The organism is Xanthomonas campestris pv. phormiicola (assembly GCA_025666215.1).
Lineage (GTDB): Bacteria > Pseudomonadota > Gammaproteobacteria > Xanthomonadales > Xanthomonadaceae > Xanthomonas_A > Xanthomonas_A campestris_A.
On the sequence record CP102593.1, the window covers coordinates 2,786,970 to 2,807,958 of the forward strand.

At 67.6% G+C, this 20,989-nt stretch carries 22 protein-coding genes; 18 read left to right on the forward strand and 4 right to left on the reverse strand.

The genetic code is table 11. The annotated features are described in order from the left end of the window. Positions 1 to 4: 4 nt before the first annotated feature. Positions 5 to 1,729 (forward strand): EAL domain-containing protein, encoded by a 1,725-nt coding sequence (locus NRY95_11515; GenBank protein ID UYC14387.1) that lies wholly within the window; start codon positions 5 to 7, stop codon positions 1,727 to 1,729. Positions 1,730 to 1,849: 120 nt separating this feature from the next. On the opposite strand, the gene NRY95_11520 is transcribed toward NRY95_11515, so the two are convergent. The 4 genes from NRY95_11520 to flgA form a co-directional block, all read right to left on the reverse strand. Next, positions 1,850 to 3,046, reverse strand: a complete 1,197-nt coding sequence (locus NRY95_11520; GenBank protein ID UYC18569.1) for an ATP-binding protein — start codon at positions 3,044 to 3,046, stop codon at positions 1,850 to 1,852. A gap of 136 nt (positions 3,047 to 3,182) precedes the next feature. Then, positions 3,183 to 3,527 carry a flagellar protein FlgN gene (locus NRY95_11525; GenBank protein ID UYC14388.1) on the reverse strand — a complete coding sequence of 115 codons (345 nt, stop codon included), beginning with the start codon at positions 3,525 to 3,527 and terminating at the stop codon, positions 3,183 to 3,185. Further along, on the reverse strand, positions 3,524 to 3,841 hold the full coding sequence (gene flgM, locus NRY95_11530) for a flagellar biosynthesis anti-sigma factor FlgM (GenBank protein UYC14389.1): 318 nt from the start codon (positions 3,839 to 3,841) through the stop codon (positions 3,524 to 3,526). Before flgM ends, NRY95_11525 begins: the two co-directional genes overlap by 4 nt. Positions 3,842 to 3,906: 65 nt before the next feature. After that, positions 3,907 to 4,551 (reverse strand): flagellar basal body P-ring formation chaperone FlgA, encoded by a 645-nt coding sequence (gene flgA, locus NRY95_11535; GenBank protein ID UYC14390.1) that lies wholly within the window; start codon positions 4,549 to 4,551, stop codon positions 3,907 to 3,909. Between the two features lie 114 nt (positions 4,552 to 4,665). Here flgA and NRY95_11540 point away from each other — a divergent pair, with 114 nt between their 5' ends. From NRY95_11540 to NRY95_11620, 17 genes are all read left to right on the forward strand, one after another. Further along, entirely contained in the window at positions 4,666 to 5,610 is a 945-nt protein-coding gene (locus NRY95_11540; GenBank protein ID UYC14391.1) for a chemotaxis protein, read from the forward strand. Between the two features lie 150 nt (positions 5,611 to 5,760). Beyond that, complete coding sequence (flgB, locus tag NRY95_11545; protein UYC14392.1) at positions 5,761 to 6,162, forward strand: flagellar basal body rod protein FlgB; 402 nt, start codon at positions 5,761 to 5,763, stop codon at positions 6,160 to 6,162. A gap of 2 nt (positions 6,163 to 6,164) precedes the next feature. Beyond that, positions 6,165 to 6,572 carry a flagellar basal body rod protein FlgC gene (flgC, locus tag NRY95_11550; protein ID UYC14393.1) on the forward strand — a complete coding sequence of 136 codons (408 nt, stop codon included), beginning with the start codon at positions 6,165 to 6,167 and terminating at the stop codon, positions 6,570 to 6,572. 39 nt (positions 6,573 to 6,611) lie between these two features. Continuing rightward, positions 6,612 to 7,283 (forward strand): flagellar hook assembly protein FlgD, encoded by a 672-nt coding sequence (gene flgD, locus NRY95_11555; GenBank protein UYC14394.1) that lies wholly within the window; start codon positions 6,612 to 6,614, stop codon positions 7,281 to 7,283. Between the two features lie 25 nt (positions 7,284 to 7,308). Beyond that, positions 7,309 to 8,532 carry a flagellar hook protein FlgE gene (gene flgE / locus NRY95_11560; GenBank protein ID UYC14395.1) on the forward strand — a complete coding sequence of 408 codons (1,224 nt, stop codon included), beginning with the start codon at positions 7,309 to 7,311 and terminating at the stop codon, positions 8,530 to 8,532. A gap of 106 nt (positions 8,533 to 8,638) precedes the next feature. Then, positions 8,639 to 9,394, forward strand: coding sequence for a flagellar basal body rod protein FlgF (locus NRY95_11565; GenBank protein UYC14396.1), 756 nt, complete (start codon positions 8,639 to 8,641; stop codon positions 9,392 to 9,394). 117 nt (positions 9,395 to 9,511) lie between these two features. After that, a complete protein-coding gene (gene flgG / locus NRY95_11570; GenBank protein UYC14397.1) occupies positions 9,512 to 10,297 on the forward strand; it encodes a flagellar basal-body rod protein FlgG in 786 nt (261 codons plus the stop codon). A 23-nt stretch (positions 10,298 to 10,320) separates the two neighbouring features. Next, positions 10,321 to 11,022 carry a flagellar basal body L-ring protein FlgH gene (gene flgH, locus NRY95_11575; protein UYC14398.1) on the forward strand — a complete coding sequence of 234 codons (702 nt, stop codon included), beginning with the start codon at positions 10,321 to 10,323 and terminating at the stop codon, positions 11,020 to 11,022. A gap of 8 nt (positions 11,023 to 11,030) precedes the next feature. Then, positions 11,031 to 12,149 (forward strand): flagellar basal body P-ring protein FlgI, encoded by a 1,119-nt coding sequence (locus NRY95_11580; GenBank protein UYC14399.1) that lies wholly within the window; start codon positions 11,031 to 11,033, stop codon positions 12,147 to 12,149. Between the two features lies 1 nt (position 12,150). Then, entirely contained in the window at positions 12,151 to 13,380 is a 1,230-nt protein-coding gene (gene flgJ / locus NRY95_11585; protein ID UYC14400.1) for a flagellar assembly peptidoglycan hydrolase FlgJ, read from the forward strand. An 11-nt stretch (positions 13,381 to 13,391) separates the two neighbouring features. Then, a complete protein-coding gene (flgK, locus tag NRY95_11590; GenBank protein ID UYC14401.1) occupies positions 13,392 to 15,266 on the forward strand; it encodes a flagellar hook-associated protein FlgK in 1,875 nt (624 codons plus the stop codon). Continuing rightward, entirely contained in the window at positions 15,263 to 16,471 is a 1,209-nt protein-coding gene (gene flgL / locus NRY95_11595) for a flagellar hook-associated protein FlgL (GenBank protein ID UYC14402.1), read from the forward strand. The genes flgK and flgL overlap by 4 nt, the downstream gene beginning before the upstream one ends. Before the next feature lie 333 nt (positions 16,472 to 16,804). Next, the gene (locus NRY95_11600; GenBank protein UYC14403.1) at positions 16,805 to 17,989 is read left to right on the forward strand and encodes a flagellin; all 1,185 of its coding nucleotides are present in this window, start codon (positions 16,805 to 16,807) and stop codon (positions 17,987 to 17,989) included. Between the two features lie 198 nt (positions 17,990 to 18,187). Beyond that, positions 18,188 to 19,519, forward strand: coding sequence for a flagellar filament capping protein FliD (fliD, locus tag NRY95_11605; GenBank protein UYC14404.1), 1,332 nt, complete (start codon positions 18,188 to 18,190; stop codon positions 19,517 to 19,519). Positions 19,520 to 19,688: 169 nt separating this feature from the next. Then, complete coding sequence (fliS, locus tag NRY95_11610; GenBank protein UYC14405.1) at positions 19,689 to 20,108, forward strand: flagellar export chaperone FliS; 420 nt, start codon at positions 19,689 to 19,691, stop codon at positions 20,106 to 20,108. Beyond that, on the forward strand, positions 20,105 to 20,407 hold the full coding sequence (locus NRY95_11615; protein ID UYC14406.1) for a hypothetical protein: 303 nt from the start codon (positions 20,105 to 20,107) through the stop codon (positions 20,405 to 20,407). Before fliS ends, NRY95_11615 begins: the two co-directional genes overlap by 4 nt. Further along, positions 20,404 to 20,982 (forward strand): PilZ domain-containing protein, encoded by a 579-nt coding sequence (locus NRY95_11620; GenBank protein UYC14407.1) that lies wholly within the window; start codon positions 20,404 to 20,406, stop codon positions 20,980 to 20,982. The genes NRY95_11615 and NRY95_11620 overlap by 4 nt, the downstream gene beginning before the upstream one ends. The last annotated feature ends 7 nt before the right edge of the window (positions 20,983 to 20,989 follow it).

The following is a 20,989-nucleotide window of genomic DNA, read 5'->3' on the forward strand; positions in this document are numbered from 1 at the left end:
AACGATGTGGAATCCCGCTGTCCCCGTGCCGCCAGACGACGAACTCCCGTCGCGCCTGGGCGCAGGCCACCCGGCGTTGACCGGCATGATCGCCGAGGCGCTGGCCGGCGGACCGGGAGTGATGCTGCTGCACATCGACATCGACCACTTCGCTTCGATCAACGAGAACATGAGCGCGGAAGTGGGCGACCACGCGCTGGCGCTGCTGGCGCAGCGGCTGCAGGCGCATCTGCGCGGGCGCGGCCTGCTGTGGCGCCACGGCAGCGACGAACTGGTCATGGCGGTGCCGCGCACCGCCGACGTGCCGCCGCCGGAGGCTTTCGCCGAAGAGGTGCGGCAGCAGATCGAACTGCCGCTGTCGGTGCTGCCGTACACCTTGTTCATGACCGGCAAGATCGGCGTGAGCCTGTGCCCGGAACACTCCACGCGGCTGTCCACGCTGCTCGACTACGCCGAGGACGCGGTCTACCAGGCCGCGCGCGAAGGCGGCAACATGGTGCGCCTGTACGCGGCCGACGGCCCGCCCAGCGCGCACAGCGAGAGCATCATCTCGCGGCAGATCGTCGATGCGATCCCCAACGGCGAGCTGCGCCTGCGCTACCAGCCGATGGTCAGCGCCCGCGACGGCCGCGTGGTCGGTATGGAATCGCTGCTGCGCTGGCAGTCGCCGACGCTGGGCATCCTGGTGCCGGAACGGTTCATGCGTACCGCCGAGCGGCTGGGCGTGATCGTGCAGATCGGCACCTGGGTGATGGAGGGCGCGCTGCGCCAGGCGCGGCTGTGGCGCGACCAGGGCTTCGACGACTTCACCATCGCGGTCAACGTCTCCACCCTGCAGCTGCTGCGCCCGACCTTCTTCAACGAAGTGATGTCGGCGCTGCAGGCCGCCGGCGTGCCGCCGCAGATGATGGTGCTGGAGATCAACGAAAGCGCGCTGACCAACAACGTCAACTTCGTCCACGAGACCCTGGCCAACCTGTGCCGCGAAGGCATCAGCCTGAGCCTGGACAACTTCGGCACCGGCGATTCCAGCCTCAGCGCGCTGGTGCGCTATCCGGTGGACAAGCTGAAGATCGACCGCAGCTTCATCAAGAGCGCGCCGGCCGGCAACCGCGAGGCGGCGATCGCCCGCGCCATCATCGCCATGGGCCACCAGCTGGGCATGGTGGTGATCGCCAACGGCGTCGAATCGCAGGCGCAGCTGGGCTTCCTGCGCCGCAACGACTGCGACATCTTCCAGGGCTACCTGTTCGGCGAGCCGATGTCGGCCGAGGCCGCGGGCATGGCGTTGCGCCGGCGTTACCTGCGCCCGGAGTCGTTCACCGAGACCCGCCCGGACCGCACCCTGCTGCTGCTCGACGACGAGGAAAACGTGCTGCGCTCGCTGGTGCGCCTGTTCCGCCGCGACGGCTACCGCATCCTCGCCGCCGGCAACGTGCGCGACGCCTTCGACCTGCTGGCCACCAACGACGTGCAGGTGATCCTGTCCGACCAGCGCATGTCCGACATGAGCGGCACCGAGTTCCTGGGCCGGGTGAAGATGCTCTACCCCGACACCATCCGCCTGGTGCTGTCCGGCTACACCGACCTGGCCACCGTCACCGACGCGATCAACCGCGGCGCGATCTACCGCTTCCTGACCAAGCCCTGGAACGACGACGAACTGCGCGAACACATCCGCCAGGCGTTCCGCACGCATGACGAACAGCGGCGGGATGGGCAGATGTGAGGTTGAGCCGGGACCGGGGACCCGGGACTCGGGACCCGGAAAGTCAAAAGCAACGGCGAAAAGCGGTGCCGATCCTGCGCTTTTTTGCGAGTCCCGGGTCCCCAGTCCCGAGTCCCGGCTTCACTTCGGCTGTCGCACCGGAATCACGATCCGGAACGTGGAGCCCTCGCCGACGCTGCTGCTCACGTCGATGCGGCCGTGGTGCTTGTTGATGATGCCGTAGGAGATCGACAGGCCCAGGCCGGTGCCGCTGCCGACCGGCTTGGTGGTGAAGAACGGGTCGAAGATGCGCTGCAGCAGGTCCGCCGGAATGCCGGCGCCGGAGTCCTTGAACTCGATCCACACCTCCTCGCCGTCCTGGCCGGTGCTGACCACGATGGTACCGCGCTCGCCGATCGCCTGGCCGGCGTTGAGCAGCAGGTTCATGTACACCTGGTTGAGCTCGGACGGCAGGCACTCGACCAGCGGCAGGTTGCCGTAGTGGCGGTCCAGGGTGACCTTGTACTTGAGCTCGTTCCAGATGATGTTGATCGTGGACTCGAGCCCGGAATGCAGGTCCACCAGCTTCCACGATTCCTCGCGGCCTGAGTACGAGAAGTCCTTCAGGTCGCGCACGATGCGCGTCACCCGCTCGATGCCTTCGCGCGACTCGGCCATCAGCTGCGGCAGGTCGCGGCTGATGAAATCGATGTCGAAACGGTTGCGGATGTCGTCGATCTCCGGGATCAGCGTCTTCGGATCGGGCGCGCGCAAGGCGCGCTCGTAGGCCTCGATCAGGGTGAACAGGCTTCGCAGGTATTCCTGCAGGCTGCCCAGGTTGGAATGCACATAGCCGATCGGATTGTTGATCTCGTGGGCGACGCCGGCGGCGAGCTGGCCGATCGAAGCCATCTTTTCCGACTGCAGCAGTTTTTCCTGCGCGCCGTTGAGGCGCAGATAGGCCTGGCGCAGCTCGGCGTGGCGCTGCTGCAGTTCCTGTTCGTAGTCCTGCTGGCCTTCGATGCCCTGGATCAGCACCAGAAAGTGGCCGTCGTCGCCGTCGGCATGGAAATACAGATGCGCCAGCACCACGTGTTCTTCGGTCGGCAAGCTGCCGCTCCAGCGGCCGGTGCTGCGCGCCTGCGACAGCGCATCGCTGGGCAGCCACTGCGCCAGGCGTTCGCCCAGGGCGCAATCGTCGGAGATCTCGGCATTGCACAGGTGGCCGCGTGCGGCACTGTTGGCCAGCAGCAGGCGGCCGTCGGCGCGGAACAGCACCAGTCCTTCGTCGATCAGCTCGCTCAGCGCGAGCAGGCTCTTGCGCGAAGGCAACGGCACCGTCTCGGTGTAATCGGGATCGGCAAAATTCACGGAAGGCAGCGGGTAACGAGCGGACGCTCAATATACGCCGATGCCATCGCCAGGTGCGTGGACGCCGGCACTTGGCCGGCATGCAGTGACGCGATTGGCGTTCTCAGGCGATCGCCAGCGGGCGGCTCATCCGCAAGGTGCTGGACTGGCCGTTGGCATCGTAGGACGACGCGCTCTCGCTGCGGCCCAGGTGCCGCAGCGCCCAGTTGACTTCGCGCCGCCGCCGCGACAGCAACGCGCCGTTGGCGCGGTTGGCGTCTGCCAGCTCGCGCAACAGCGATTCGGCCTCGGCACCGGCCGGCACGTCGGCCTCCAGCGCCCGCAGCGCGGCCAGCTTGTCGCCGGTCGCCCGCATCAGCCCTTCCACGTTGTGATCCAACAAGGCCTGCCGTTCGCCGGCGAGCGCGTCGCTGAGCTGCTGCAAGGGGTTGGTCACGGTCGTGTTCATGCGCTGAGCTGCTGGTCCATCTGCAGCATGCGGCTGGCGATGACGTCCGGGTTGACCTTGTAGCTGCCGCTCTGCAGCGCGCTGCGCACCGACTCGACGCGGTTGCTGTCCACCGCCGGTGCCGCCGCCAGCTGGCGCTGCAGGCTTTGCAGCCCGGACGCTTCGCCGGTCAGGCGCAGACTGTCGGTCGCGGCCGTGGCGGCCACCGCACTCGTCTGGCCGTCCTCGGACGCGCCGGAGGCGGCCTTGGTGTTGACGGTCGAAGTACGAAGGGTGGCCTGGGCCGGCAAATTCCCCTCAATTTTCTGGCTCATGACGAAATCCTGCTACGGGTTCGGTGTAGGTAACGGCCCTACACCGACGAACTTTAGGCCAGATCTCAGCGCGTCACAAAAACGTCGCCATTTTGTGACACGGTTCCCTGAACGACGCGACGAGACGACAGGTTTTCGACGGTCACCCGCTCGTTCTCGCCACCGTCGCTGAGCGCGCGCCCCGCCATGCGCACTTCCAGCGCCCCGTTGCGCGCCACCAGCGCCACATTGTCGCCGCGCCGCACCAGCCGCTGCGCGACCAGATCACTGGCCGACAACAGGGTGCCGGCCGGCAACGTACGCCGCACCACCCTGCCGATCGCCGCGGCCGGATCGGTCATTGCCGCACCGACGATGCGCGCCGCGTCGCGCTTCTCGATCACCATATCGGCCGCCCCCACGGTTTCTCCAGCGGCCAGGCCACGGCCCAGCACCAGCACGTCCTGCAGGCGCCGCACCTTGACCGGCACGAACAGGCGCCAGCCGGCCTCGCGCGGGCAACTCACTTCCACTGTCGTGGTTCCTGTCGGCTGCGCCTGCAGCGACACCGGGCACAGCGGCACGCGGACCGACGGGTCCAGAGTGGCCTCGGCTTCGGCATCGGCGCCAAGAGTGGACAGCGCCGCGGCGCGGATCGAATCCACCGATTGGAATTCCGCGGCCCAGGCCGGCGTCGCCGCCAGCAGGACCACTAACAGGGTCAGGCGCATGGCCGTCTCTCCATGAAGGTGTCGCCACTGGCATGCAAAGCCTGTGCCGAACTCCAGGCCTGGCGGCGACAGCGCGGCCTCAAGTTCCGCGGCGAGTGCGCCGATATGAACCCCATGTCTCATGACCTGCTCAACCGAATCGACCAGCGCACCCGCTTGGCGGGCCACAATCGGCTTGCCCTGCTGCTGTTCCGGCTGGGCGGCCGTCAGCTTTTTGGCGTGAACGTCTTCAAGGTGCAGGAAGTGCTGCGCCGGCCGGAGCTGTTCCAGGTGCCGGGGCTGCCACTGCAATTCTCCGGGGTCGCCGATGTGCGCGGCCGTTCGGTACCGGTGCTCGACCTGGGCCTGGCGATCGGCCATCCGGAACGCGAGACGCACGCCGACAAGGCGCCCGGCTACCTGGTGGTCACCGAGTTCAACCGCTCGGTGCAGGGCTTCCTGGTCAGCGGCGTGGAGCGCATCGTCAACATCGCGGTGGAGGACATCCATCCGCCGCCGGAACTGGGCGCCGAATCCAGCTACCTGACCGCGGTGACCCGCTTCCAGGGCGAGCTGATCCAGGTCATCGACGTGGAAAGCGTGCTGGCCGACATCGCCCAGAACCGCACCGAGGCGCTGATCGACCCGGCGCTGGCGCTCACCGGCGCGCAGCTGCAGGTGCTGGTGGTGGACGACTCGCGCGTGGCGCGGCAGCAGATCCGCAGCGTGCTCGACCAGCTAGGGGTCGGCGCCACCCTGCTGTCCGACGGCCGCCAGGCCCTGGACCATCTCCTGCAGATCCACGCCGGCGGCGAGAATCCGGCCGACCGCTACGCCATGGTGATCTCCGACATCGAGATGCCGGCGATGGACGGCTACACGCTGACGACGGAAATCCGGCGCCACCCCGGCCTGGCCGGCCTGTACGTGCTGCTGCACACCTCGCTGTCGGGGGTGTTCAACAACGCCATGGTCGAGCGCGTCGGCGCCAACGCCTTCGTCGCCAAGTACAGCCCGCACGAACTGGCCGATTACGTGCTGGCGCGGCTGCGGGTGGTCGCCGAGGCCCAGGCCGCCTAGCGTTTCGCGGCCCCGGCGCGACGCCGGGCGCCCAGCAGCACGCCTTCCGCCGCAATGGCGAAGGCCGCCCCACCGCGCCGCACGGCGCGCACACCCCGGTTCTGGCACAGACTTTGCCTGTACTCCTGCAACGAACCGCGGGAGCGCGCCATGCCCAATCTGATTTCATCCTACCTAGGTGTCCACGGCGACGCCCTGCCGCTGCGCGAGCAACGGATGAAGCTGATCGCCAGCAACCTCAGCAATGTCGACACGCCCGGCTACAAGGCGCAGGACCTGGATTTCGACGCGGCGATGCGCGCCGCGCAGGGCCAGCGCGACGGCAGCCAGCTGCAGGTCACCGACAGCCGCCACATCGCGGTCGGCGGCAGCACCGGGCTCAATCCGTTCCAGGTCACCCGCGAGGCCAACCAGCCCAGCCTCGACGGCAACACCGTCGATGCGGACACCGAACGCGCCGCCTACGGCCGCGCCGCGCTGGAATACCGCGCCTCGCTGAGCTTCGTCGAATCCAAGGTGCGCAGCATGCTCACCGCGATCACAGGCCAATAAGCATGAGCAATCTGCCGATTTTCGACGTCGCCGGCTCCGCGCTGCAGGCGCAGTCGGTGCGACTGAGCACCATCGCCAGCAACCTGGCCAACGCCGATTCGGTGGCCGGGTCGGCCGCAGCGGCCTACAAGCCGATCGAGCCGATCTTCCAGGCGGTGCGCAACCCGCACGACAGCAGCCTGACCGCGGTCAACGTCAAGGAAATCACCCAGAGCAAGGATCCGCCGATCAAACGCTACGAACCCGGCCATCCGCTCGCCGATGCCGACGGCTACATCTACTCGCCGGACGTGGACCCGGTGTCGCAGATGGTCAACCTGATCTCCGCCTCGCGCAATTACCAGGCGGGCGTGGAAGTCCTCAACACCGCCAAGGAACTGGCGTTGGCCACCATCTCCATGGGCCGCTAAGCGCCCTCCCTCCCGCCGCCTAACGGCCTAGGACTACCGATGAGTACCGTCTCCAGCGACATCTATTCCAGCCTCGGATTGACCGCCTCCAGCGCCAGCAAGACCACCAACACGTCGTCGTCGCTGAGCCAGGCCGATTTCCTGAAGCTGATGACCGAGCAGTTGCAGCACCAGGACCCGCTCAAACCGATGGACAACAGCCAGATGGTCTCGCAGATGGCGCAACTGTCCACCGTGCAGGGCATCGGCGATCTCAACAAGACCGTGACCGCCCTGTCCAGTTCGATGAGCACCGACCAGATCCTGCGCGGCGCCCAGTTGGTCGGACACAAGGTGCTGGTGCCGTCGGCGACGATGCCGCTGGGCAGCGAAGGCGGTACCACCGGCGTGGTCGCCGCGCCCAGCGCCGGCATCGTCAACCTCACCGTCACCGATGCCAACGGCAACGCGGTCAAGCAGATCAGCGTCAGCGCCAGCAAGGCCGGCGAAGTCAATTTCAGTTGGGACGGCACCGACACCGCCGGCAATCGCATGCCGGCCGGCACCTACGGCGTCACCGCCACGCATACCGACAGCAGCGGCACCAACACCTCGCTGTCCACCTACGTCCAGGCCCCGGTCGAGAGCGCCACCATCGGCTCGGACGGCATCTACCTCGACCTGACCGGGCTGGGCACCGCCCCGCTCGCCAACGTGCTCCGCGTCAGCTGAGCCGGCCAATCCACAGGAGTCCATCATGGGTTTCAATACTTCGCTGTCCGGTATCAAAGCGGCCAACTCCGACCTCAACGTCACCGCCAACAACATCGCCAACGTCAACACCACCGGCTTCAAGGAGTCGCGCGCCGAGTTCGCCGACCTGTTCTCGGCCACCGGCTACGGCCTGGCGCGCAATGCGATCGGCGCCGGCGTGCGGGTCAGCAACGTCGCCCAGCAGTTCTCGCAGGGCAACGTCGACCCGACCGGGCGCAACCTGGACCTGGCGATCTCCGGCGACGGCTTCTTCACCCTGACCAACAATGGCGCCAAGGTCTATTCGCGCGCCGGCAACTTCCAGACCGACGCCGATGGCTACGTGGTCAATCCACAGGGCGCCAAGCTGCAGGTGTTCCCGCCGGCGGCCAACGGCAACGGCTTCGCGGTCGGCACGTTGAGCGATCTGCAACTGCTGACCACCGACAGCGCGCCGAAGCAGACCAGCACGGTGAATCTGATGTTCACCCTGCCGGGCAATGCCACCACGCCGACCGTGACCACCTTCGATCCGACCGACGCCAACAGCTACAACCACTCCACCGGCGGCATCACCGTCTACGATTCGCTGGGCGTCAGCCACACCCAGACCTCGTATTTCGTCAAGACCGCCAATGCCAACGAGTGGCAGGTGCACAACTATGTCGATGGCACCGCGGTCGGCAGCGCGAGCACGCTGCAGTTCGACGGCAACGGCGCCCTGACCAGCCCCTCCGACGGCAAGATCGTCTTGAGCACGTTCACCCCCAGCACCGGCGCCGGCACCCTCAACCTGACCCTGGACGTGAGCGGCTCGACCCAGTACGGCGAGGCGTTCGCGCTGCGCAATACCAGCCAGGACGGCTACGCCAGCGGCAAGCTCAACTCGATCAGCATCGACGCCAGCGGCGTGGTCTACGCGCGCTACTCCAACAACGCCGACAAGGCGCTGGGCCAGGTGGCGATGACCAACTTCGTCAATCCGCAGGGGCTGAGCTCGCTGGGCGACAACGTCTGGGCCGAGAGCTCCTCGTCCGGGAGCGCACGTACCGGCGCGCCGGCGACGTCCGACTTCGGCAGCATCCAGTCCGGCGCGCTCGAAGCCTCCACCGTCGACCTCACCGAGCAGCTGGTCAACATGATCGTCGCGCAGCGCAACTTCCAGGCCAACTCGCAGATGATCTCGACCCAGGATCAGGTCACGCAGACCATCATCAATATCCGTTGATGACCGCCGGGAATCGGGAACGGGGAATCGAGAATCGTAAACGCGGTTCCCGGCGCCGAATTTCCGCTTTCCTCCATTTCCGATTCTCCATTCCCGGTTCCCGTCCATGGACAAAGCACTCTACGTCGCCATGACCGGCGCCCGCGCTTCGCTGCAGGCGCAGGGCACGGTGTCGCACAATCTGGCCAACGTCGATACCGCCGGTTTCAAGGCGGCGCTGGCCAATACCGAGGCGTTCCGCATCAAGGGCGCCGGCTATCCGTCGCGGATCGATGCGCTGCACATCGACCAGGGCTTCAATCGCGATGTCGGCGCGCAGCAGGTGACCGGCAATGCGCTGGACGTCTCGCTCAGCGCCGACAACTGGCTGGCGGTGCAGGCCAGCGACGGCAAGGAGGCGTACACGCGCGGCGGCGAACTGGCGTTGACCCCGAACGGCCAGCTGGTCACTTCCAGCGGCCGCGCGGTGCTCGACGACCAGGGCAATCCGATGGCGATCCCGCCGCACCAGTCGCTGGAGATCGGCGCCGACGGTTCGGTGTCGATCGTCCCGCTGGGCGAAGGTCCGCAGGCGATGACCGTGGTCGGCAAGATGAAGGTGGTGCAGGCGCCGGCCGAACGCCTGGAACGCCGCCCCGACGGGCTGATGCGCAACATCAGCGACGATCCGACCCAGGCCTTCGCCCTGGCCACCGGCACCGCGGTCCACACCGGCGCGCTGGAAGGCAGCAATGTCGACGCCGCCGGCGCGCTGGTGCAGATGATCCAGCTGCAGCGCCAGTTCGAAATGCAGGTGAAGGTGATCAAGCACGGCGACGAGAACGCGCAGTCGGCCAACACCCTGCTGCGCCTGAACGGCTAAGCCCGGCGCGGGCGCCGCGCCGCCGCCGACGAAAAGCCGGCGCATTTGTGGCACGGCACATGCATCAGTCCCCCTGCCCCTCGCGGATCTCGGGGCCACCATCAGAGGAATCGGGTCATGAATCAGGCTTTGTGGGTCGCCAAGACCGGACTGGATGCGCAGCAGACGCGCATGTCGGTCGTGTCCAACAACCTGGCCAACACCAACACCACCGGCTTCAAGCGCGATCGCGCCAGCTTCGAGGACTTGCTGTACCAACAGGTGCGTCAGCCTGGCGGCGCGACTTCGGCGCAGACGCAGCTGCCGTCCGGCCTGCAGCTGGGCACCGGCGTGCGCGTGGTGTCCACCTCGAAGGATTTCGAGCAGGGCAACCCGCAGCAGACCGGGCGCGCGCTGGACGTGATGGTCAACGGCCGCGGCTTCTTCGAGGTGCAGATGCCCGACGGCACTTCGGCCTACACCCGCGACGGCAGCTTCCAGATCAATTCGCAGGGCGAACTGGTGACCAACAGCGGCTATGCGGTGCAGCCCGGCATCCAGGTCCCGGAAGGGGCGCAGTCGCTGACCATCGGCACCGACGGCACGGTCAGCGTGCAGGTCGCCGGTACCGCCGCGGCGCTGGAGATCGGCTCGTTGACGCTGAGCGATTTCATCAATCCCTCGGGCCTGCAGGCCAAGGGCGGAAACCTGTACGCGGAAACCGCCGCCTCCGGCCCGGCGCAGAACGGCACGCCCGGCCTCAATGGCCTCGGCACCACCGTGCAGGCCTCGCTGGAAGGCAGCAACGTCAACGTGGTCGAGGAGCTGGTCAGCATGATCGAGACCCAGCGCGCCTACGAGATGAACGCCAAGGCGATCTCCACCACCGATTCGATGCTCGGCTATCTGAACAACAACGTCTGATCCCGACCTTTCTGGAAACCGCCATGTCGCGTCCGTCCTCTCTTTCCCTCACCGCCGCCCTGCTCCTGCCCGTGCTGCTCGGCGGCTGCGCCGGCCTGGGCGTCGCCGCCGGCGACGTGCGCCCGTATGCGCCGATGGCGCCGATCGTGCCGGTAGTGGCGCAACCGGTGCAGCCCAGCGCCGGGGCGATCTACGCCGCCGGCCCGGGCCTGTCACTGTATTCGGACCGGCGCGCCCGCGACGTCGGCGATCTGCTGACCATCACCCTGGTCGAAAGCACCAACGCCAGCTCCACCGCCAACACCAGCATCACCAAGAAGGACGCGGTGACCATGGCCACGCCGACCCTGCTCGGTGCGCCGCTGACGGTCAACGGCGTCAACGTGCTGAACAATGCCACCAGCGGCGACCGCAGCTTCGCCGGCAAGGGCAACACCGCGCAGAGCAACACCATGCAGGGCAGCATCACCGTGACCGTGATGCAGCGCCTGCCCAACGGCAACCTGGTGATCCAGGGGCAGAAGAACCTGCGCCTGAACCAGGGCGACGAACTGGTGCAGGTGCAGGGCATCGTGCGCGCCGCCGACATCGCACCGGACAACACCATCGCCTCCAGCAAGGTCGCCGATGCGCGCATCGCCTATGGCGGCCGCGGCGCCGTCGCCCAATCCAACGCGATGGGCTGGCTGAGCCGCTTCTTCAACTCGCGCATCTCGCCGTACTGAGGCCTGTCATGAACCTTCTGTCCCTGCCCTTGCGCCTGCTCGCCGCGTTCGCGCTGTGCGCCGGCCTGGCCGCCCCGGCCGCCGCCGAACGCATCAAGGACCTGGCCCAGGTCGGCGGCGTGCGCGGCAACGCGCTGGTCGGCTACGGCCTGGTGGTGGGCCTGGACGGCAGCGGCGACCGCACCAGCCAGGCGCCGTTCACCGTGCAGAGCCTGAAGAACATGCTCGGCGAGTTGGGCGTCAACGTGCCGTCGAACGTCAATCCGCAGCTGAAGAACGTGGCCGCGGTGGCGATCCACGCCGAACTGCCGCCGTTCGCCAAGCCCGGCCAGCCGATCGACATCACCGTGTCCTCGATCGGCAACGCGGTGTCGCTGCGCGGCGGTTCGCTGCTGATGGCGCCGCTGAAGGGCGCCGACGGCCAGGTCTACGCGATCGCCCAGGGCAGCCTGATCGTCGGCGGCTTCGGCGCGCAGGGCAAGGACGGCTCGCGGATCTCGGTGAACGTGCCCAGTGTCGGCCGCATTCCCAACGGCGCCACGGTGGAGCGCGCGTTGCCGGACGTGTTCGGCAGCAGCGGCGAGATCACCCTGAACCTGCACCAGAACGACTTCACCACGGTGTCGCGGATGGTCGCGGCGCTGGAGAACACCTTCGGCCCCGGCAGTGCGCACGCGGTCGACGGCGGCACTGTGGCGGTGCGCTCGCCCACCGACCCGAGCGCGCGCATCGGCCTGCTGGCGCGGATCGAGAACGTGGAACTGTCGCCGGGCGCAGCGGCCGCCAAGGTGGTGGTCAATGCCCGCACCGGCACCGTGGTCATCGGCGCGCAGGTACGGGTCGGGCCGGCGGCGATCTCGCACGGCTCGCTGACCGTCACCATCAGCGAGGGCACCCAGGTCAGCCAGCCCAACGCGCTGAGCAACGGCCAGACCGTGGCCGCGCCCAAATCGACCATCACCGCCACCAACGAAGGCAGCCGCATGTTCAAGTTCGAGGGCGGCACCTCGCTGGACCAGATCGTGCGTGCGGTCAATGAAGTCGGCGCTGCGCCGGGCGACCTGATCGCGATCCTGGAAGCACTGAAGCAGGCCGGCGCGCTGAGCGCGGAGCTGGAGGTGATCTGACATGCGCATCTCGGCCTCCCCCATCGACTTGAACGCGACCACCCAGAACGATCCGGCCCGGATCGACAAGGTGTCGCGCCAGTTGGAAGGACAGTTCGCCAACCTGCTGGTCAAGAGCATGCGCGACGCCAGCTTCGGCGATTCCCTGTTCCCGGGCGAGAACCAGACGTTCCGCGACATGTACGACCAGCAGATGGCCAAGGCGCTGACCGAGGGCAAGGGGCTGGGCCTGGCGGCGATGATCGCCAAGCAGTTGGGCGGCGGCAAAAGCGCCGACGCGCCGGCCACCAACACCTCGATCGGTGCCGCGCAGGCGGCCAAGGCGTACTCGCTGGTGTCCGGCCAGGGCGGCGGCACTGCCGGCAACACCGCGGCCGCCGGTGCCTCCGCGCTGGCCGATACCGGTGCCGCGGCCGGCGCCGGCGCCGCGGCCTGGGGCGGCATGGACGCGGGAGATGCGTCGCAGCAGCAGGTCGCGCGCGTGCTCGACATGATCGCCGGCCGCGAGACCAGCGCGATGCACGAGGCGATCGGCAGCAATCCTGCCGACGGCAGCGCCACGCTGGCCTGGACCGGGGCGAACGACCGCTGGTCGGATCTGGCGACGGCGGCGGCCGACGCCAGCGACGGCATCGACGCCAGTGCCACCGCCGCCGCCAAGGCCGCTGCGGCCAGCCTCGGCGAACGCACCCCGGAAGGCTTCGTCGCGCAGATCTGGACGCATGCGCAGAAGGCGGCCAAGGAACTGGGCGTGGACGCACGGGCGCTGGTCGCGCAGGCCGCGCTGGAAACCGGCTGGGGACGCCGCGGCATTTCCCGCGGCGACGGCGCCAGTTCCAACAACCTGTTCGGGATCAAGGCCAGCGGCTGGAGCGGCGAGCGCGTCACCACCGGCACCCACGAGTACGTCGACGGGGTCAAGCAGTCGCAGACCGCCGATTTCCGCGCCTACGCCTCGCCGGCCGAGAGCTTCGCCGACTATGTGCGCCTGCTGAAGACCAATCCGCGCTACCAGCAGGCGCTGAGTGCCGGCACCAATATCCGCGGCTTCGCCCAGGGCCTGCAGCGCGCCGGCTACGCCACCGATCCGTCCTATGCGGCCAAGATCGCCGCGATCGCCGGCGGCCCGACCATCGGCCGCGCCGTCGCCGCGATCGGCACTGCCGCCGCCAGCGGCATCGAACGCGTGTTCGCCAGCACCTCCGATCCGTCCAACAGCGCCCTGCGCTGAGGTAGCCGCCCATGTCCGTCCTTTCCACCGGCACCAGCGCCCTCATCGCCTTCCAACGGGCCTTGGCCACCGTCAGCCACAACGTCGCCAACATCAATACCGACGGCTACAGCCGGCAGCGCGTATCGTTCGCGACCACCACGCCAACCCAGTACGGCTCGGACTACGTCGGCAACGGCACCAAGATCACCGACATCTCCCGCGTCGCCGACCAGCTAGCGACCTCGCGGCTGCTGGACAGCAGCGGCGAACTGGCGCGCCTGAAGCAGCTGTCGAGCCTGTCCGACCGCGTCGACGGGCTGTTCTCCGACACCGCCACCAATATCGCCGGGCAGTGGTCGAACTTCTTCGACGCCACCACCGGGCTGTCGTCCAACGCCTCGGCCACCGCCACCCGGCAGAGCCTGCTGGACAACGCCACCTCGCTGGTGACCCGCTTCAAGCAGCTCAACGGGCAGATCGATTCACTCGGCAACGAAGTCAACAACGGCCTGCTCTCGGCCACCACGGAAGCCAACCGCCTGGCCACCGAGATCGCCAAGATCAACGGCCAGATCGGCGGCGACGCCAGCGCCGCCGCGCCGGACCTGCTCGACCGCCGCGACCAGTTGATCAGCCAACTGGTCGGCTACACCGGCGGCAGCGCAGTGCAGCAGGACGGCGGCGCGATCAACGTGTATACCTCCGGCGGCCAGGCGCTGGTGGTCGGCACCACCGCCTCCACCCTGACCACGGTCACCGACCCCTACCAGCCCGGGCGCCTGCAGGTCGCGCTGAAGGCGCAAGGCGCCACCATCACCCTGGGCGACAGCTCGCTGGGCGGGCAGATCGGCGGCCTGCTCGAGTTCCGCAGCAGCGTATTGGACCCGACCAAGGCCGAACTGGGACGCATCGCCACCGGCCTGGCGGTCACCTACAACCAGCAGCACAAGGCCGGCGTGGACCTGTACGGCAACCTGGGCGGCGACTTCTTCTCGCTGTCCGCGCCCAGCGTCAACGCCAACGCCGCCAATACCGGCAGCGCCAGCTTCAGCGCCAGCGTCGGCGACCTGAGCAAGCTCGACGGGCAGAACCTGCTGCTGAAGTTCGACGGCAGCACCTGGACCGCCAGCCGCGCCGACACCGGCGCCAGCGTGACCATGACCGGCACCGGCAGCAGCACCGATCCGTTCGTGGTCAACGGGGTGACGCTGCAGCTGTCCGGCAGCGCCGCCGCCGGCGACAAGTTCCTGCTGCAGCCCACCGCCAACGCGGTCACCGGCCTGGCGGTGGCGATCACCGACCCGTCGCGCATCGCCGCGGCCACGCCGATCACCGGCAGCGCCGCCCTGGACAACCTGGGCACCGGCAAGGTCAGCAACGTGCGCGCCACCGACGCCAGCAACGCCAATCTGCTGACGCCGTCCAGCATCGCCTTCATCGACGCCAACCAGTACACCATCGACGGCGCCGGCCCGTTCGCCTACACCGCCGGGCAGACCATCAGCGCCAACGGCTGGAGCATGACCCTGGACGGCGCGCCGGTCGCCGGCGACACCTTCGCGGTCAATCCCACCGGCGCCGGCTCCAGCAACAACGGCAATGCCCTGACCCTGTCCAACCTGGACGACGCCAAGGCGTTCAACGGCGGCACCATCACCCTCAATGGCGCGGTGTCCGGACTCACCACCACGATCGGTTCGGCGGCGCGACAGGCGAGCTACTCGGCCGACGCGCAGGACGTGATCCACACCAGCGCGCAGGACGCGCGCGACTCGGTGTCCGGGGTCAACCTGGACGAGGAAGCCTCGGACATGTTGCGCCTGCAGCAGGCCTACCAGGCCGCCTCGCAGCTGATCTCCACCGCCGACACGATGTTCCAGTCCATTCTGGGTGCGATCCGATGAGCAGCAACCGCATCTCCACCGGCATGATGTTCAGCCAGTCGGTCAACAACATGCTGGGCAAGCAGGCCAAGATCTCGCACCTGGAACAGCAGCTGGCGACCGGCCAGCGCCTGGTCACCGCCGCCGACGACCCGGTCGCCTCCGGCACCGCGGTCAACCTGGACCGCGCGGTGGCCGAACTGGAGCGTTTCGGCCAGAACGCCAACAACGTGCAGAACCGCCTGGGCCTGCAGGAGAACGCGCTGTCGCAGGCGGGCGACCTGATGGCGCGGGTCAACGAATTGACCGTGGAAGCGAACAGCTCGGCCTTGACCACCGACGACCGCAAGGCGATCGCCTCCGAGCTCAAGTCGCTGCACGCCAGCCTGCTCAGCCTGTCCAACAGCACCGACGGCAGCGGCCGCTACCTGTTCGCCGGCGCCGCCGACGACAAGGCGCCGTTCGCGGTGATCAACGGCAGCGTGGTCTACAGCGGCGACCAGACCCAGCGCAGCGTGGAGGTGGCCGCCGACACCCAGGTCGCCGACGCCCTGCCCGGCAGCGAGATCTTCATGCGCATCCGCACCGGCGACGGCACCGTGGATGCGCACGCGGCGAGCACCAATACCGGCACCGGGCTGCTGCTGGACTACAGCCGCGACTCCGGCACTGGCGGCTGGAACGGCAGCAGCTACAGCGTCGCCTTCACCGCCGCCGACACCTATGAAGTCCGCGACAGTACCGGCACCGTGGTCACCACCGGCACCTACGCCGCCGGCGAGACGCTCAGCTTCGGCGGCCTGAAGATGCGCCTGGACGGCGCGCCGGCGGTCGGCGACAGCTTCCAGATCGGCGCCTCCACCACCAAGGACGTGTTCTCCACCATCACCAATCTGGTCGATGCGCTGAACACCGACCCGGTCACCGCCACCGACAAGGCCGCGTTGCAGAACACCTTGCAATCGTCGATGCGCGACATCAGCCAGGCCTCGGCGAAGATGATCGATGCGCGCGCCGCCGGCGGCGCGCAGCTGGCCGCGCTCGACAGCGCCGCCGAGCTGCGCGAATCCAACGAAGTGACGCTGAAGACCACCCTGTCCTCGCTGCGCGACCTGGACTATGCCGATGCGATCGGCCAGTACCAGCTGGAACAGGCCGCGCTCAAGTCGGCGCAGACCATCTTCACCCAGATGCAGTCGATGTCGCTGTTCAACATGATCCGCTGAATCGCGATTCCACTCCCTACGCGAAGGCCCGGAGCGCGGCGACGCCTCCGGGCCTTCGCCGTTATACCGAGTTCGTCATCGCCGCCGATCCCGCCAAATTTCATGCCAAGCCCGCTAAAGTTTGGCAAACCTCGGCCGAAACAAGCTCTTCGCCGCGAGTGCCACGGGCTCCCGGTTCGCCGCATCGCGATAATTTCCGCAGCGAATCGCTAAAGGTTGTTGACATCTCGCCGTTATTTATCTCAGCAGCGGCAACGGCCAATTGATGGCCCCCCTGCGGAGGCTCCAGGCACCGATGGGTTGCCGGATAAATCGCTTAGAGGAGATATCAAAATGGCACAGGTAATCAACACCAACGTAATGTCGCTGAACGCTCAGCGTAATCTCAACAGCACCAGCGCGAGCATGGCCACGACGATTCAGCGTCTGTCCTCGGGCCTGCGCATCAACAGCGCCAAGGACGACGCCGCCGGTCTGGCGATCTCCGAGCGCTTCACCACCCAGATCCGCGGCCTGGACGTTGCCTCGCGCAATGCCAACGACGGCATCTCGCTGGCGCAGACCGCCGAAGGCTCGATGGTTGAAATCGGCAACAACCTGCAGCGTATCCGCGAGCTGTCGGTGCAGTCGGCCAACGCCACCAACTCCGCCACCGACCGCGAGGCGCTGAACTCGGAAGTCAAGCAGCTGACTTCGGAAATCGACCGCGTCGCCAACCAGACCAGCTTCAACGGCACCAAGCTGCTGGATGGCTCGTTCTCCGGCGCGCTGTTCCAGGTCGGCGCCGATGCCGGCCAGACCATCGGCATCAACAGCATCGTCGACGCCAACGTCGATTCGCTGGGCAAGGCCGGCTTCGCCGCCACGCAGACCGGTTCGGCCGCCCTGGCTTCCGGTACCGCGACCGCCAGCGGCAGCTTCTCCGGCATGACGATCAACAGTGTCAGCATCGCCTCGGTCTCCGTCGCGATCGGCGATACCGGTACCGAGGTCTCCAAGAAGATCGCCGCCGCGATCAACGACAAGCTGGACCAGACCGGCGTCTACGCCTCGATCGACAGCACCACCGGCGCGCTGAAGCTGGAGTCGCTGAAGGCCGGCACGGACTTCTCCTTCACCGCAGGCTCGGCCACGAACGCCGGCGGCATCACCTTCAGCAACGCCGGCATCGCCACCTCGGCCCTGGTCACCGCCGGTACCACCAGCACCCTGCAGGACCTGGACATCTCCACCTTCTCCGGGGCGCAGAAGGCGCTGGAAATCGTCGACAAGGCGCTGACCGCGGTCAACTCCTCGCGCGCCGACATGGGTGCGGTGCAGAACCGCTTCACTTCCACCATCGCCAACCTGAGCTCCACCTCGGAGAACCTGTCGGCCTCGCGTAGCCGCATCCGCGACACCGACTACGCCAAGGAAACCGCAGAACTGACCCGCACGCAGATCCTGCAGCAGGCCGGTACCGCGATGCTGGCGCAGGCCAAGTCTGTCCCGCAGAATGTGCTGAGCCTGCTGCAGTAACAGTCAGCTCGACACCGGCACGACCCGAAAGCCCCTCCGCAAGGAGGGGCTTTTTTGCGTCTGGCGGTGCGCAGGCACAGGATTTGCATGGCCCTCGGGGCATTGCCGAGGCGCATGCGGCCTCAAGAACCGCCGTACGCCGCCGATACCCCTATCTACCGCTGGCCTCCGTGCCCGCCATCGTAAGGAAGCCCATCCATGGCTACTTCATCGCTGTCTGCCGTCGGCTCCGGAATGGACGTCACTGCAGTCGTCAAATCGTTGGTCGCCGCCCAGCGCGCACCGCAGGAAAACCGGATCAATGCCGACGGTACCGCGTCCAGCGCCCAACTCTCGGCGCTGAGCACGATCAAGGGCGCGCTGTCCAACCTGCAGACGGCGATGAACGCGATCGCCAAGAGCGCCGACAAGAGCGCGGTCAAGGCCACTGTGGCCGACGGCGCCGGCTATACCGCCAGCGTCACCGAGAGCGCCACTGCCGGCAACTACAGCGTGGAAGTGGTGAAGCTGGCCGAACGGCAGAAGCTGACCTCGGCCGCCTATGCCAGCGATGCGGTGGTCGGCGACGGTACCTTGACCATCGCCTATGGCGACAAGACGCTGGACGTCACCATCGCCGAGAACAGCAAACTCAGCGACGTCGCCGCCGCGATCAACAAGGCCGCTGGCGGCAGCGGCGTGACCGCCAGCGTGGTCAGCGCCGACGACGGCGACCACCTGGTGCTCAACGCGGTCGATTCCGGTACCAAGGGCGCGCTGACCCTCACCAGCTCCGGCGGCAACGGCGGACTCAGCGCGCTGACCTACAGCAGCGGCAGCAGCGGCGGCCTGACCCAGACCGTGGCCGCGGCCGATGCGGTGGTGCGCGTGGACGGCTTCGAACGGACCTCCAGCAGCAATGCGATCGCCGATCTCGTGCCCGGGGTCACGTTGAACCTGACCCAGGCCGCCGAAGGCACCAAGTACAGCCTGAGCATCACCAACGACAGCACCAGCCTGAAGGCGAACCTCACCGCGTTCGTGACCGCCTACAACACCGCCAACACCTTGCTGAAGTCCTCCAGCGCCTACGACGCCACCAACAAGAAGGCCTCGGCGCTGACCGGCGACTCGATGGTGCGCGGGCTGCAGCAATCGCTGCGCAAGCAGGTCAGCGACAACGTCGTCGACCTCAAGGCGATGGGCGTGACCATCGACAAGGATGGCGTGATGAGCTTCGACAGCGCCAAGTTCGACAGCGCCGTCGCCAGCGATCCGTCCTCGGCCAAGGCGATGTTCGGCACCGACGGCAGCTTCACCGCAGGCGTGACCACGCTGCTGAACAGCAATCTGGACACCACCAACGGCACCATCACCCAGCGCACGGCCTCGCTCAACAAGCACATCAGCGACCTGACCGACCAGCTCAGCGACCTGGACAAGCGGATGGACACGCTGACCACGCAGTACACTGCCAGGTTCACCGCGATGGACACCATCGTCGCGCAGATGCAGACGATCAGCGACAGCCTCACCAAGCAGTTCTCGTAGCGCCGACGACATCGGGATGAAAGTCATTACCGATGCTCAAGTCCGAGCGGATAGCTGCCGATATCTTTAGCATCGACAGTCATTCCGGACTGGCAGCACGTACCGTCGCCACGGCGCCTTCGCCGTCCGGCGCGGCAGCGCGGCACCAGGCCACCCGAGGGAGTTTTCCATGCACGGTTCCAGTCGCCAATACGCCGAGCAATATCGCAAGATGAGCGTGTCCACCAGCATCACCGATGCCGACCCGCACAAGCTGGTGGCGCTGCTGTTCGCCGGCGCGTGCCAGCGCATCCGCCAGGCACAGGCCTGCCTGGCGCAAGGCGACCAGGCGCGCAAGGGCAAGGCGATCGGTGAAGCCTGCGCCATCGTCGGCCACCTCAACGGCTCGCTGGATCACGAGGCAGGCGGCGAAATCGCCAACAATCTCTCGGCGCTGTACGACTATGTGATGCATCGGCTCACCGAAGCCAACCTGCACAACGACGACGGCGCGCTGGTCGAATCGCTGGAACTGCTCAGCGAGATCGATGCCGCGTGGAACGCCATTCCCATGCAGCAGCGCGAACTCGCCGCGGTCGCCACGCTATGATCGCCGTCAGCATCGAATCGCTGCACGCCGAACTGCAGCAACTGCAGCAGGTGCTGCAGGGCGACGACAACGCGCTGGCCGAGCGCATGGTCGCCGAACACGACCAGCACCTGCGCCAATACCTGCTGCAGGCCGGCAGCGACGTCTCGCGCGAGGGCATCGGCTCGCTGCTGAAACTGCAGCAAGCGGTGATCGCGCAGATGCTGCAGGCGCGCGACGAGGCCGGCGACTGGCTGCGCGCCAACCGCCTGTCCAACAATGCCGCGCGCGCCTATTCGCAGGCCGGATCGCTGAGATGAACAGCGCGTCCGACGGCGTCGTGCACCATCCTGCCGAAGCCGAACTGTTCCACGACACCCTCAGCTGCGAACTGGCACTGCCGGCCGACTTCAAGCTCGGCAATGGCATCGGTCGCTTCGGCGCCGGCGAAGCCCTGCTGCGCGGCCTGGCCCAGGTCGAGGACCTGCGCAGCGAGGACGGCGGCGAGGAGCGCAGCGAGCAGCCGCTGCAGCTGCAGCGCATGGACGCCAAGCTCGACCTGATGCTGGTGCTGCTCGGCCGTCTGGCCCGGCAGCACGAGGAGGGCTTGCCGCTGCGCCCCGTGCGCTGGTCGCGCCGAGGCCTGAGATTGGAAGTAGGATCGCGCTCGGGCGCCCTGCCGGGTGCGGCCGGCCTGCTGCGCCTGCAACCCTCCGACTGGCTGCCCGACCACCTGGAACTGCCGGTCAAGGTCCTGGCCGAAGCCGCCAGCGGCGGCGGCTTCCATCTCTGGCTACGATTCGAGACACAGCCGCCGGGTCTGGAAGAAGCGCTGGAGCGCCACCTGTTCCGCCTGCACCGGCGGCAGATCGCCGATAGCCGGCGCGCGCGCTGACCCCCCC